Genomic DNA, 12,419 nt, shown 5'->3' on the forward strand with positions numbered 1-12,419 from the left:
CATGCTCGACCGTCTGCAAGCCTTCTTCCAGTCCGTGATGCAGGACCGCCCGAAATCGGTCTTCGCGCCAGATGATCCGCGCATTGCCGTTGCGGCTCTCTGTCTGCAGGTCATGGAGGCAGACGGTGTCGTACGGGATTCGGAACGGGCGAAGCTGCGCGAGATTCTGAAGCAACAGTACGACCTCGATGGCACCGAACTCGACGACCTGATTGCAGCAGGCCAGAGCGCCGAGAGCGAGGCCGTCGACTACTATCGCTTCACCACCGAACTTAAGCGCCAGCTCAACGAAGAGCAACGCCAGCAACTCGTGGGGCTCTTGTGGGACATCGTCTATGCCGATGGGACCCGCAGTGAGATGGAAGACCACGCCATCTGGCGCGTGGCCGATCTGCTCGGCGTATCCGGGCGCGAACGCATCGTCCAGCGGCAGGAAGCGGCGGAGCGCGCCGGTCTCGGAGCCATCGACGATGTCCCGTGATGGCCGGTTGCAATCGCGCGATCGCAAGCAACCGGTTCTGATTGTCCTCCACCAGGAACGATCAAGCCCCGGCCGGGTCGGCCAAATGCTCGAGGAGAAGGGCTATCCGCTCGACATCCGCCGCCCCGTGCTCGGACAGGACCTGCCCAACACCCTGAGCGAGCATTCCGGTGCCGTCGTCTTCGGCGGACCGATGAGCGCCAATGATCCGGAAGACTATATCAAGACCGAGATCAACTGGCTGGATGTGCCGCTCAAGGAGAACAAGCCGTTCCTCGGCATATGCCTGGGCGCCCAGATGCTCGTTCGCCAGCTCGGTGGCAAGGTGGAGGCCGATCGCGAGGAGCGCACCGAGATTGGCTGGTATCCGATCAAACCGACGGAGCATGGTCGCCTGCTGATGCACTGGCCGAAGATGGTCTACCACTTTCACCGCGAAGGCTTCAGCCTGCCGCATGGTGCGAAGCTTCTGGCGACGGGTGATGTCTATCCCAATCAGGCCTTCCGTTACGGCGAGAACGCCTGGGGCGTGCAGTTTCACGCCGAGCTGACGCGGGCCATGATGCATCGCTGGGTGGTGCACGGCGCCCACCGCTTCGTGCTGCCCAACGCCCAGCAGGGCCGCGAGCATCTCGAGGGACGAATGATCTTCGACGCGCCGCTCAGGGCGTGGCTATGGGATTTTCTCGACCTGATCTTCGAGCGCGATCAGCGCGCCTCCTGACGCTCCGGCGCTTCCAGACTGTCGATCTTGCGCAACTGCGGGAAACCGAGCGCCCAGACGGCGGCAACCGCGAGCGTGCCGAAGCCACCGAGCACGACGGCCGGCACCGGTCCGATGAAATGTGCCATCGTCCCCGCGCGGAATTCGCCGAGCTCATTCGACGCACCGACGAAGACCATGTTGACCGCATTGACGCGTCCGCGAACCTCGTCGGGCGTCCAGAGCGCAATCAGCGTCTCGCGCACATAAACCGAGGCCATGTCAGCCGCGCCCATCAGCATCAGAGCCAGGATCGAGAGCCAGGCCGTCTGCGAAAAGCCGAACAGAATGGTGCCCACACCGAAGAGGGCAACCCCGATGAACATGAAGGTGCCGGCATTGTGGCGGATGGGGAAGCTTGCCAGTGCGATCGCGACGATGATGGCGCCGATGCCGGGTGCGGCGCGCAAAAGGCCGAGACCCCAGGGCCCGAGATCGAGAATGTCGCGTGCAAAGACCGGCATCAGCGCCACGGCGCCACCGAGCAGCACCGCGAAAAGATCGAGCGAAATCGCACCCAGCACGACCTTTTCACCGAAGATGAAGCGGAAGCCGGCAAACAGCGTATCGAGCGTTACGGCCTTTTGTGATCTCTGCTGCGGGGGCCGCTTCACCAGGAAGACGAGGATGGCGGCAGCGGCAAAGAAAGCGAAGGAGACCGAATAGGCAACGACCGGGCTTGCGCCATAGAGGAGACCACCGGCGACAGGCCCGACGATCGAGGCCGTCTGCCACGACGACGAGTTCCAGGCGACCGCATTGGAGAGATCCTTCTGCGGCACAAGATTCGGCGCCAAAGACTGCACGGCGGGTGCGGCAAAGGCGCGCTCGACCCCGAAGACCACGAGGATGGCGAAGACAATCGTCGGCTCGAAGGCATCGGCAATGGTCAGCGAAAGCAGCGCCCCGGCGCAGACGGCGCTGACGATCATGCAGATCGAGACGATGGCGCGGCGATTGTAACGGTCGGCGACGGAGCCCGTGACCAGGATCAGCAGCAGCGAGGGCAGAAACTGCACCAGGCCGATCAGGCCGAGATAGAACACATTGCCGGTGTTGTCATACATCTGCCAGCCGACCGAGACGCTGAGGATCTGGGTGGCGAAGGCACCAAGGAAACGGGCAAAGAAGAAGCGGGTATAGGAGGAATGCCTGAACGCCGCGAAACGATCGTCGGCCGAAGACGGGTGCATCGAAAAGACCTTAAGCTGCGGGCGGGCCCGCCGTTAAACATGATTCGGATTGCGTGGGCCCCATCCACTTGTCCGTTAAGTCGCCAATGTCTACATCTCTGTCAACCAAGAAATGGAGACCTGAATGTACGCCCTGTTTCAGACAATTGACCTTGCCTTGAGCATCTTCACCTGGATTCTGATCGGGAGTGCCATCTTCTCCTGGCTCTATGCCTTCAACGTGATCAACTCCAGCAACCGCTTCGTCGCGACGCTCGGCCAGTTCTTCTACAACGTGACCGAACCGGTGCTCCGCCCCATCCGCCGCTTCATGCCGGATCTCGGCGGCATCGACATCTCGCCGATCATCGTGCTGCTGATCATCTTCTTCCTGCGTTCCTTCCTCTGGAACAGCATCTATCCGCTGGTGGCGTGACCAGCCCCTACCGCCTCGCCCATGATCATCTGCTGCTCGCTGTCCGGCTGACCCCGAATGGCGGGCGCGATGCGTTGGACGGTGTGGAGACGACAGCCGGCGGGCAGACACATCTGAAGGCGCGGGTGACGGCCGTGCCGGAGAAAGGCAAGGCCAACAAGGCGCTGATCGCCCTGCTGTCGAAGGCGCTCAAGGTGCCCAAGACCTCGATTTCCCTGATCTCCGGCGACACCGCCAGACAAAAAATCCTCCGGATCACTGGCGACCCGGAGGATTTGAAAACGCGGATTGATGCGTTGAACGCGAACTGAATTACTTGCCTTCAGCCTTGGCGCGCTCGATCGAGTCGAGAATGATCTGCTTGGCGACGTCGACATTCTGCCAGTCGCCGATCTTCACCCACTTGCCGGGCTCCAGATCCTTGTAGTGCTCGAAGAAGTGCTGGATCTGCTTCAGGGTGATTTCCGGAAGATCCGTGTAGTTGGCGATCTTGTCGTAACGGCGCGTCAGCTTCGGCACCGGAACGGCGAGGATCTTCTCGTCCATACCGCCGTCATCTTCCATCATCATGACGCCGATCGGGCGCACATTGATGACGCAGCCCGGGACCAGCGGACGGGTGTTGCAGATGAGAACGTCGAGCGGGTCGCCGTCCTTGCAGAGCGTGTGCGGCACGAAGCCATAATTGCCCGGATAGGTCATCGGGGTATAGAGGAAGCGGTCGACGATCAGCGTACCGGCGTCCTTGTCCATCTCATACTTGATCGGCTGGCCGCCGACAGGAACTTCGACGATGACGTTGATGTCTTCCGGCGGGTTCTTGCCGATGGCAATTGCATCAATACGCATATTATTGGACCCCGTAGAGTGTTGAATTCCTGCGCTACCTAATGCGTATTATGGCGCAATGCAACACGGCTTTCGGCGGACATGAGGGGCTCACCGCCGGACAGCTTACTGAGGGGGCGCATCCGCATGATCAAGACATCGAGAACCATCTCCACGGCCATGCAGGCGCTGATCTGCCTTCTTCCCCTTGCCGGCCCCGCTCACGCAGCCGAAAGCGTCTATACCGACCTCGACCTCGATGCCTGCGAGACGCTCGCTGAGGACATGATGGGCGTCTCGTTGAAATGCGAGGGATACAAGGACTGCCCCGTCTACTTCAAGGAAGGCGATCTCCGCCAGAGCGTGATCTTCGGCAAGATCGACCAGGTCCTGATCGACGGCGCCTATGAAAGTTTCGCCGCCTTCAACCGCGTCAACACCAAGATCGAATGGCGCCTCAATGAAAGCGGCGAGCCAGTTGCGGCGATCCTGCGATGGTTCATCGAGAACCCGGGGCCCAGCGGATCGCCAAGCCCGGAGAGTACCGGTCAGGTCCTCGTCATTTCCCGCGTCGGCGACGCTGGCTTCCCCGCCTCCTGTTTCGTCGCCATGGTGGACGCCAAGGCCAACCGCAATGCCAACGAACTCGCAAGACAGGCAGCCGAAAGTGACGCGGCCGACTTCGCCTGCGGCATGACGGAGCCCCAATGGATCGGCAAACGTGGCGATCTCACCAGTGAGCGGACCTTCAGCTGGCCCGAGGGCTATGTGGTGGAATAGGCGAGAGCCGCCCGATCAGTTCCAGATGAAGCCGAGCTTCTTCAGGTGCACGTCGTCGAAATCTTCCATGCCTTCGACAACGTCGAGCCCACCATTCGACCGGAAGAAGTTCGCGGCGATCTCGCTGTCCTCAAGGCACCAGACGACCATTCCATTGCAGCCAAGAGACTTCAGCATGCGCCGGGCCTCGTGGAAGAGCTGGTAGCCGAGGCCAATGCCCTGATATTCCGGGCGGAGATAAAGCTCGTAGATTTCTCCTTCATGCGGCAGCGCGCGTGCCCGGTTATAGCCAAGCGAGGCATAACCCGCCACGACGCCGGCCACCTCGGCCACCAGGATGGTTGCCGGACCGCGCGTTGCCTTGCGCCACCAGCTTTCGCCGCGGCGCTCGACCATCTTTGTCAGGGCACGATAGGGAATGATGCCGGAATAGGCGTGCATCCAGGCTTTGCGATGAGCATCCGCGACCGCGGCGGCATCTGCGGGACCTGCCAAGCGCATATCGATCGACAACGTCTTCATAACGTAAACTCACCCTGGCGCGCCGAACTTAGTAGACGCGGAGCCCGGACCTTCATCGGTCCACGGTGAAAAGTTAACGCTTTTTTAAGACTAGCCGCAAGGCGCGAGGAACAAGTTCAACAAACAAAACCCCGGCCTTTTGGACCGGGGTTTCGAAATGAGACATGTTTTCAGAGGCTTCAGCCGGTAGCGGAAGCCTTGGCCTTTTCCATGCGCTTGCGGTCATTCGCATCGAGGAACATCTTGCGCAGGCGGATGGACTTCGGCGTCACTTCGACGAGCTCGTCGTCCTGGATCCAGGACAGCGCGCGCTCGAGCGTGAACTTGATCGGTGGGGTGAGCTTGACCGCTTCATCCTTGCCGGCAGCACGAATGTTGGTAAGCTTCTTGCCCTTGAGCACGTTCACTTCCAGATCGTTGTCGCGGCTATGGATGCCGATGATCATGCCCATATAGACCTTCTCGCCGGCATCGATGATCATCGGGCCGCGATCTTCCAGGTTGAACAGGGCATAGGCCACGGCTTCGCCGGCTTCGTTGGCGAGCAGAACACCGTTCACGCGGCCACCGATCTCACCCTTGTAGGGCTGGTAGTCGTGGAACAGACGGTTCATCACGGCCGTGCCGCGCGTGTCGGTCAGGAGTTCCGACTGATAGCCGATCAGGCCCCGGGTCGGCGCGAAGAAGACGAGGCGAACGCGGTTGCCGCCCGACGGACGAAGCTCGACCATTTCGGCCTTGCGCTCGGACATCTTCTGGACGACGACGCCGGAATGCTCTTCGTCGACGTCGATCACGACTTCCTCGATCGGCTCCATCATCTGGCCGGTCGCTTCATCCTTGTGCATGACGACGCGCGGACGTGACACGGCAAGCTCGAAGCCTTCGCGGCGCATGTTTTCGATGAGAACGGCAAGCTGAAGTTCACCGCGGCCTGACACGAAGAACGAGTCCTTGTCGGCCGACTCTTCGATCTTCAGCGCGACATTGCCTTCGGCTTCCTTGAACAGACGATCGCGGATGACGCGGCTCGTGACCTTGTCGCCTTCGGTGCCAGCCAGCGGGCTGTCGTTCACGATGAAGGACATCGTGACGGTCGGCGGGTCGATCGGCTGCGCCTTCATCGCTTCAGTCACGGCCGGATCGCAGAAAGTGTCGGCAACGGTGCCCTTCGAGAGACCAGCAATGGCGACGATGTCGCCGGCATGGGCTTCTTCGATGGCGGTACGCTCGATGCCGCGGAAGGCGAGGATCTTGGAGATACGGCCCTGCTCGATGAGCTTGCCGTCTTGGCCGAGAACCTTGACCGCTTGGTTTGGCTTGATCGAGCCGGCAGCAATACGGCCGGTGATGATGCGGCCGAGGAAGTTGTTGGCTTCCAGGATCGTACCGATCATCTTGAACGGGCCTTCTTCGACGGTCGGCTCGGGCACGTGCTTGATGACGAGATCGAGCAACGGCTTCAGGCCTTCTTCCTGCGAGCCGTTCGGATCGGTGTTCATCCAGCCGGAGCGGCCCGAACCGTAAAGGATCGGGAAGTCGAGCTGCTCGTCGGTCGCGTCGAGCGCGGCGAAGAGATCGAAGACTTCGTTGACGACTTCATCAATACGGGCGTCCGGACGGTCGACCTTGTTGATCGCAACGATCGGGCGAAGACCGACCTTGAGCGCCTTGCCGACCACGAACTTGGTCTGCGGCATCGGGCCTTCGGCAGCATCGACGAGAACGATTGCGCCATCCACCATCGAGAGAATGCGCTCGACTTCACCGCCGAAGTCGGCGTGGCCGGGGGTGTCGACGATGTTGATGCGGGTGTCCTTCCACTCGATCGACGTCGCCTTGGCGAGAATGGTGATCCCGCGCTCCTTTTCGATGTCGTTCGAGTCCATAACGCGTTCCATCACGCGCTGGTTCTCGCGGAACGAGCCGGACTGCTTGAGGAGCTCGTCGACGAGGGTCGTTTTCCCATGGTCAACGTGCGCAATGATCGCGATATTGCGGAGGTTCATATCCAAGATCTCTGATGGCTGGGGCGCAATACGGAAGAGAGGCGCCGATTTACTTTGGCGCGCTCATACCCTGTTTTTTGCATTTGCGAAAGGGGGAAACGCCCGAAGCGCCGGCGATGGTTACCGCCGGCGGCCCTTTTGAGCGGCGTCAGGACGCTTAGGCCGCAAGGCCTTTCTTCTTCAGCATCGCCTCCGGGCTCGGCATCTTGCCCCGGAAGGCCTTGTAGGCATCCTCCGGATCGACCGACCCACCGGATGCATAGATGTGCGTCTTCAGCTTCGATGCCATCTCCGGATCGAAGGGATTGCCGGTTTCCTCAAAGGCGGCGAAGGCATCCGCGTCGAGCACTTCCGACCACATGTAGGAATAGTAGCCCGCCGAATAACCATCCCCGGAGAACACGTGCTGGAAGTGTGGCGTGGCGTGGCGCATGACGATCGACGACGGCATGCCGATCTTCTCAAGCACTTTGGCCTGCACAGCCATCGGATCCTCCACGGGCCCGCGGGTGTGAAACGCCATGTCGACCAGTGCCGACGAGGTGAACTCCACCGTGTTGAAACCGGCATTGAAAGTCCGGGCCGCGAGCACCTTGTCGAGCAGCGCCTGCGGCATCGGCTCGCCTGTCTCGTAATGCACCGCATAGGTCTTGAGGATCTCGGGCACCGTCAGCCAGTGCTCGTAAAGCTGCGAGGGCAGTTCGACGAAATCGCGCGAGACGCCGGTACCGGACACTGAGGGATAGGTGACGTTGGACAACATGCCATGGGCGGCATGGCCGAATTCATGGAAGAGCGTGCGGGCATCGTCGAGCGACAGCAGAGCTGGCTTGCCGGGTTCGGGCTTCGCGAAATTGCAGACATTGTAGATGATCGGCAGCTCACCCTGGCGACCGTTCTTCAGCGTGAGGCGGTGCTGCGCCTGGAAGCTGCTCATCCATGCGCCGGAACGTTTGGAGGGGCGGGCGAAATAGTCGCCGAGGAACAGTGCGACCAGGTCGTCGTTGCGGTCGCGGATTTCGAAGACGCGCACGTCAGGATGATAACCGACGACATTGGCGAGTGGCACGGCGCGGATGCCGAAGATGCGACCGGCAACATCGAAGCAGGCCTCGATGATCTTTTCGAGCTGCAGGTAGGGCTTCAGCTCGGCTTCCGAGAAGTTGAACTTCTGCGCGCGAAGCTTCTCCGCATAATGGCGCCAGTCCCAGGGGGACACCTCGTGGTTCTTGCCCTCGTCTGCGATCAGGGCGGCAAGTTCAGCCTCTTCGGCGCGCGCTTGGGAAACGGCCTTTTCCCAGACCTGCATCAGAAGCCCGTTCACCGCCTCCGGCGTCTTCGCCATGGTGTTGTCGAGCTTGTAGGAGGCATAGTCCTTGTAGCCCAGCAGACGCGCCTTCTCGGCCCGAAGCGACAGCGTCTCCTTGACGATGCCGCGATTATCGGTCTCGCCACCATTGATGCCGCGCGACGTCCAGGCCTTGAAGGCAGTCTCGCGCAGATCGCGGCGTTCGGAGAAGGTGAGGAACGGCTCGATGATCGAGCGCGACAGCGTCACCACATGGCTGTGTCCGCCGCCGTGTGCGGTCGCGGCAGAGGCCATGGCATCACGCAGGAAGGCGGGAATGCCGGCGAGATCCTCTTCGCCCACAAGCGGCAGGATCCAGGTGGATTCATCCGCAAGCACGTTCTGGCCGAAATTGGCGCCGAGGCTCGCCAGCCGCTCGTTGATCGCCGCCAGCCGCTCTTGCTCCGCCTTCGGAAGCTTGGCACCCGACTTCACGAAGCCCTTCCAGTGCCGCTCCAGCACACGGGTCTCTTCCAGCGTCAGATTGAGCGCATCGCGGCGGGTCCAGAGATCGTCGATCCGGGCAAACAGAGCCGCATTCATGCCAATCTTCGAATAATGGCGCGACATCTTCGGCGCGATCTCGCGTTCCAGAGCCTGGATGCCGGGATTGGTATGGGCGCCCGCCCGGTTCCAGAACAGCGCCGAGACGCGCGAGAGGGCATCGCCGGCGATCTCGAGCGCCACGATCGTGTTGGCGAAGCTCGGCAGCTCCGGATTGTCGGCGATCGCATCGATCTCCGCCTCGTGCTCCCTCAGAGCCGCCTCGAAGGCGGGCGCATAGTCGTCATCGCCGACCTGTTCGAATTGCGGCAGGCCATGCGGCCCCTGCCAGTTGATGACAGCGGGATTGAAGACGGACGACTCAGCCATGCGTTAACCTCCTGAAGCTCCGCGCAACTGCCGGCGAAGCACTGATTTTCCACCATGTTATCCCGGCAAAGCGAGGGCAAGCACGCAAAAATCAGTGAACAAGGCGAGATTTTTCCACAGCGAGTCCGCACCCTCATTGACGAACATTCGAATAGGCCCATAGATCGATTCATCCTATGAAAGGACGGTCACGGCCATGGAAATCTTTCCAATCCAACCGGTAGGCGTTTCATCCCTTCGCGTCAAAGAAAGCACCCCGCAGTCGGATGTCCGGCTGTCAGAACTTTCGCCTAAGATTGCGGCCTCCAAGGAAACGGAGGTTTTCGAAGAAGCACTGTCGGTCTTTGCCAGCATGACGCCACGGCGCCTGCGCGAGATTGCCTCGGAAAGCTTCCAGCGTGACGAGATCGACGCCGACACCTACCGTGAACTGTCGACGGAACTGCCGCTCCAGATCGTCGACCGCAACGGCAACATCATGGATCTGTCGACGCTGACCGACGATTCCCATTTCGATTACGCGGAATACTACCGCACACAGCAGTCGCTCGCGGAAATGATCGGCGACATGGACATGGCCGGCTCCTATGCCAAGGTGCTCGACTTCTTCTCGAAATCGGCCTGATCGAGCCTGGGGCGAAAATTGGCACTCGATCGAGAGCGTCAATCACACTAAGTCATCAGCACGAGGCGCCGCGACGGCGCCTTTCTTCTTGATGCCGGACGAGTTCTGATGACAGCAATGCGCATGAGCGAGCGGCGCACCACCTTCCTTGGTGCCTTCCTGACCACGCTCGGTCCGATCTCCATGGCGATCTACACGCCGGCCATGCCCGAACTGGTGCGGGCTTTCGGAACCACCGACGCGGCGATCAAGCTCAGCCTATCTCTCTTCTTCGCCGGCTTCGCACTTGCCCAGCTGGTCGCAGGTCCCCTCGCCGATGCCCTGGGTCGCAAGAAGGCAACGCTGATTTTCCTCGCGATCTACCTGGCCGGCTCTTGTCTCGCAACGATAGCGCCGAGCGTGGAATTCATTCTCGCCGCCCGTCTCGTGCAGGGCATCGGCGCTTCCGTCGGCGTGGTCGTCGGCCGCGCCATCGTTCGAGACCTCTACACAGGTGCGGAGGCAAGCCGCATCCTCAACACCATCGGCATCTTTCTCGCTGTCGGGCCGGCCATGGGTCCCACTCTCGGTGGGCTGACGCTCGCCGCCTTCAGCTGGAATGCGGTCTTTCTCCTGATGGTCGCGTTCGGCCTGCTGGCCATGGCTTTTACGCTGACCCTGCTCAAGGAAACGATCGTCCCGGATCTCGGCCGTCTCCGACCCGGAAAACTGCTGCGCAACTATCTGGAAGTCGGAACGAACACACGTTTCCTCGCAGCCTCCCTCGTCCTGAGCGGCACGATCGGCGCACTCTACGCTCAATCGACCATGCTGCCTTTCGTGCTGATCAACGAAGTGGGACTGACGCCGACCCAATTCGGGCTGGGCATGCTGATGCAATCCGGCGCCTATCTGACGGGATCACTCACCCTGAAGCTCGTCTCCCGCCGGATCTCGGGTCTGACGGCGTCAAGGATCGGCATCACGCTCTGCGGCACCGGCGCCGTGATCATGGCGCTGTCGGTGGCATTCGTGCCGCCCTTCTTCCTGTCGATCATGGGGCCTGTGGCAATCTGCACCTTCGGCCTCGCCTTCCTCAGCCCCCATGTCGTGACGACGAGCATGGCGCCCTTCCCGCACATCGCCGGATCCGCGTCTGCCCTGACCGGCTTCCTGCAGATGACCGCGGGTTTTGCCGGCGGCGTTGCGGCAGCTTCGATCGGCGATCCGCTGACCGCCTTCGGCATCATCATCCCCTTCATGGAACTGAGCGCACTCGCGGGCTTTCTCTGGTTGCGCCACCTCGAACGACGGGCATGAAAAAGCCCGCCTCCCGGAGGGGAGACGGGCGCTCTGTTGTCTGAGCCGAGGAGGGCTTACTTACCGAGATTGCGCTTGGCGAGCGTGCGCAGGCGCAGCGCGTTGAGCTTGATGAAGCCGGCAGCATCCTTCTGGTCATAGGCGCCCTGATCGTCCTCGAAGGTGACGAGCTGGTCGGAATAAAGCGACTTCGCCGATTCACGGCCGATGACCATGACATTGCCCTTGTAGAGCTTCAGCGTCACTTCGCCTTCGACATGCTCCTGGCTCTTGTCGATCAGAGCCTGCAGCATTTCGCGTTCCGGCGAGAACCAGAAGCCGTAATAGATGAGCTCGGCATAACGCGGCATAAGCTCATCCTTGAGGTGGGCTGCGCCACGGTCGAGCGTGATGCTCTCGATCGCACGATGGGCAGCGAGCAGGATGGTGCCGCCGGGGGTCTCGTAGACGCCACGGCTCTTCATGCCGACGAAGCGGTTTTCGACGAGATCGAGACGGCCGATGCCATTGTCGCGGCCGTAATTGTTGAGTTCTGCAAGCAGCGTCGCCGGGCTCATGCGAACGCCGTTGATCGAGCAGGCATCGCCCTTCTCGAAACCGACCTTGATGATGGTCGCCTTGTCCGGAGCGGCTTCCGGCGAGATCGTGCGCATATGCACGTATTCCGGTGCTTCCTGGGCGGGATCTTCGAGAACCTTGCCCTCCGACGAGGAGTGCAGAAGGTTGGCGTCGACGGAGAACGGCGCTTCGCCCTTCTTGTCCTTGGCAACCGGGATCTGGTGCTGTTCGGCGAAGTTCAGGAGATCCGTGCGGCTCTTGAACGCCCAGTCACGCCAGGGCGCGATGATCTTGATGTCGGGGTTCAGCGCATAGGCGGAAAGCTCGAAGCGGACCTGGTCATTACCCTTGCCGGTCGCGCCATGGGCAATCGCATCGGCACCGGTCTTGCGGGCGATGTCGATCAGGTGCTTGGAGATCAGCGGACGGGCGATCGAGGTGCCGAGCAGGTAGACGCCTTCATAGACGGCGTTCGCGCGGAACATCGGGAAGACGAAGTCGCGAACGAACTCTTCGCGCACATCCTCGATGAAGATTTCCTTGATGCCGAGCATCTCGGCCTTCTTGCGGGCCGGCTCGAGCTCTTCGCCCTGGCCGAGGTCGGCGGTGAAGGTCACGACTTCAGCACCGAGTTCGGTCTGCAGCCATTTCAGGATGATCGAGGTGTCGAGGCCGCCGGAATAGGCGAGGACGACTTTCTTCACGTCTTTGGGGAGTGCCATGTC

General features: G+C 61.2%; 13 protein-coding genes. 7 read left to right on the plus strand and 6 right to left on the minus strand.

The genetic code is table 11. The features are described 5' to 3' along the window. Position 1 precedes the first annotated feature (1 nt). Together M1E12_RS17995 and M1E12_RS18000 are read left to right on the plus strand one after the other, a co-directional pair. Positions 2 to 481, plus strand: a complete 480-nt coding sequence (locus M1E12_RS17995) for a tellurite resistance TerB family protein (protein ID WP_136539453.1) — start codon at positions 2 to 4, stop codon at positions 479 to 481. Continuing rightward, a complete protein-coding gene (locus M1E12_RS18000) occupies positions 471 to 1,205 on the plus strand; it encodes a glutamine amidotransferase (protein WP_479562795.1) in 735 nt (244 codons plus the stop codon). Before M1E12_RS17995 ends, M1E12_RS18000 begins: the two co-directional genes overlap by 11 nt. Here the strand turns inward: M1E12_RS18000 and M1E12_RS18005 are convergent. Beyond that, a complete protein-coding gene (locus tag M1E12_RS18005) occupies positions 1,190 to 2,437 on the minus strand; it encodes an MFS transporter (RefSeq protein ID WP_113458949.1) in 1,248 nt (415 codons plus the stop codon). The two genes, M1E12_RS18000 and M1E12_RS18005, sit on opposite strands and share 16 nt — an antisense overlap. A gap of 124 nt (positions 2,438 to 2,561) precedes the next feature. Between M1E12_RS18005 and M1E12_RS18010 the strand changes: the two genes are divergently transcribed. Both M1E12_RS18010 and M1E12_RS18015 read left to right on the plus strand, forming a co-directional pair. Then, the gene (locus M1E12_RS18010) at positions 2,562 to 2,852 is read left to right on the plus strand and encodes a YggT family protein (RefSeq protein ID WP_113458950.1); all 291 of its coding nucleotides are present in this window, start codon (positions 2,562 to 2,564) and stop codon (positions 2,850 to 2,852) included. Continuing rightward, positions 2,849 to 3,163 carry a DUF167 domain-containing protein gene (locus M1E12_RS18015; RefSeq protein ID WP_479562796.1) on the plus strand — a complete coding sequence of 105 codons (315 nt, stop codon included), beginning with the start codon at positions 2,849 to 2,851 and terminating at the stop codon, positions 3,161 to 3,163. Before M1E12_RS18010 ends, M1E12_RS18015 begins: the two co-directional genes overlap by 4 nt. Position 3,164: 1 nt before the next feature. On the opposite strand, the gene ppa is transcribed toward M1E12_RS18015, so the two are convergent. Continuing rightward, the gene (ppa, locus tag M1E12_RS18020) at positions 3,165 to 3,701 is read right to left on the minus strand and encodes an inorganic diphosphatase (protein WP_113458952.1); all 537 of its coding nucleotides are present in this window, start codon (positions 3,699 to 3,701) and stop codon (positions 3,165 to 3,167) included. 126 nt (positions 3,702 to 3,827) lie between these two features. Here ppa and M1E12_RS18025 point away from each other — a divergent pair, with 126 nt between their 5' ends. Next, the gene (locus tag M1E12_RS18025) at positions 3,828 to 4,460 is read left to right on the plus strand and encodes a hypothetical protein (protein ID WP_479562797.1); all 633 of its coding nucleotides are present in this window, start codon (positions 3,828 to 3,830) and stop codon (positions 4,458 to 4,460) included. 15 nt (positions 4,461 to 4,475) lie between these two features. On the opposite strand, the gene M1E12_RS18030 is transcribed toward M1E12_RS18025, so the two are convergent. From M1E12_RS18030 to M1E12_RS18040, 3 genes are all read right to left on the minus strand, one after another. After that, positions 4,476 to 4,982, minus strand: a complete 507-nt coding sequence (locus M1E12_RS18030; protein WP_479562798.1) for an N-acetyltransferase family protein — start codon at positions 4,980 to 4,982, stop codon at positions 4,476 to 4,478. A 179-nt stretch (positions 4,983 to 5,161) separates the two neighbouring features. Beyond that, on the minus strand, positions 5,162 to 6,991 hold the full coding sequence (gene typA / locus M1E12_RS18035; RefSeq protein WP_136539445.1) for a translational GTPase TypA: 1,830 nt from the start codon (positions 6,989 to 6,991) through the stop codon (positions 5,162 to 5,164). A 157-nt stretch (positions 6,992 to 7,148) separates the two neighbouring features. Next, the gene (locus tag M1E12_RS18040; protein ID WP_479562799.1) at positions 7,149 to 9,212 is read right to left on the minus strand and encodes a M3 family metallopeptidase; all 2,064 of its coding nucleotides are present in this window, start codon (positions 9,210 to 9,212) and stop codon (positions 7,149 to 7,151) included. A gap of 196 nt (positions 9,213 to 9,408) precedes the next feature. On the opposite strand from M1E12_RS18040, the gene M1E12_RS18045 reads away from it, so the two are divergent. Continuing rightward, positions 9,409 to 9,837: a hypothetical protein gene (locus M1E12_RS18045; protein ID WP_113458957.1), complete on the plus strand. Its 429-nt coding sequence runs from the start codon at positions 9,409 to 9,411 to the stop codon at positions 9,835 to 9,837. A gap of 108 nt (positions 9,838 to 9,945) precedes the next feature. Next, positions 9,946 to 11,136: a multidrug effflux MFS transporter gene (locus M1E12_RS18050; protein WP_479562800.1), complete on the plus strand. Its 1,191-nt coding sequence runs from the start codon at positions 9,946 to 9,948 to the stop codon at positions 11,134 to 11,136. Positions 11,137 to 11,192: 56 nt separating this feature from the next. Here the strand turns inward: M1E12_RS18050 and M1E12_RS18055 are convergent, their stop codons facing one another. After that, positions 11,193 to 12,416: an argininosuccinate synthase gene (locus M1E12_RS18055; RefSeq protein ID WP_136539437.1), complete on the minus strand. Its 1,224-nt coding sequence runs from the start codon at positions 12,414 to 12,416 to the stop codon at positions 11,193 to 11,195. Positions 12,417 to 12,419 lie beyond the last annotated feature (3 nt).

The sequence above is a fragment of the Rhizobium sp. K33 genome (assembly GCF_056501445.1).

Bases quoted from the DNA above. Each gene is read 5' to 3' on its own strand.
- M1E12_RS18005 (WP_113458949.1), bottom strand. From the start codon at position 2,437: ATGCACCCGTCTTCGGCCGACGATCGTTTCGCGGCGTTCAGGCATTCC.
- M1E12_RS18010 (WP_113458950.1), top strand. From the start codon at position 2,562: ATGTACGCCCTGTTTCAGACAATTGACCTTGCCTTGAGCATCTTCACC.
- ppa (WP_113458952.1), bottom strand. From the start codon at position 3,701: ATGCGTATTGATGCAATTGCCATCGGCAAGAACCCGCCGGAAGACATC.
- M1E12_RS18050 (WP_479562800.1), top strand. From the start codon at position 9,946: ATGACAGCAATGCGCATGAGCGAGCGGCGCACCACCTTCCTTGGTGCC.
- M1E12_RS18045 (WP_113458957.1), top strand. From the start codon at position 9,409: ATGGAAATCTTTCCAATCCAACCGGTAGGCGTTTCATCCCTTCGCGTC.
- typA (WP_136539445.1), bottom strand. From the start codon at position 6,991: ATGAACCTCCGCAATATCGCGATCATTGCGCACGTTGACCATGGGAAA.
- M1E12_RS18000 (WP_479562795.1), top strand. From the start codon at position 471: ATGTCCCGTGATGGCCGGTTGCAATCGCGCGATCGCAAGCAACCGGTT.
- M1E12_RS18040 (WP_479562799.1), bottom strand. From the start codon at position 9,212: ATGGCTGAGTCGTCCGTCTTCAATCCCGCTGTCATCAACTGGCAGGGG.
- M1E12_RS18025 (WP_479562797.1), top strand. From the start codon at position 3,828: ATGATCAAGACATCGAGAACCATCTCCACGGCCATGCAGGCGCTGATC.
- M1E12_RS18055 (WP_136539437.1), bottom strand. From the start codon at position 12,416: ATGGCACTCCCCAAAGACGTGAAGAAAGTCGTCCTCGCCTATTCCGGC.
- M1E12_RS18030 (WP_479562798.1), bottom strand. From the start codon at position 4,982: ATGAAGACGTTGTCGATCGATATGCGCTTGGCAGGTCCCGCAGATGCC.
- M1E12_RS17995 (WP_136539453.1), top strand. From the start codon at position 2: ATGCTCGACCGTCTGCAAGCCTTCTTCCAGTCCGTGATGCAGGACCGC.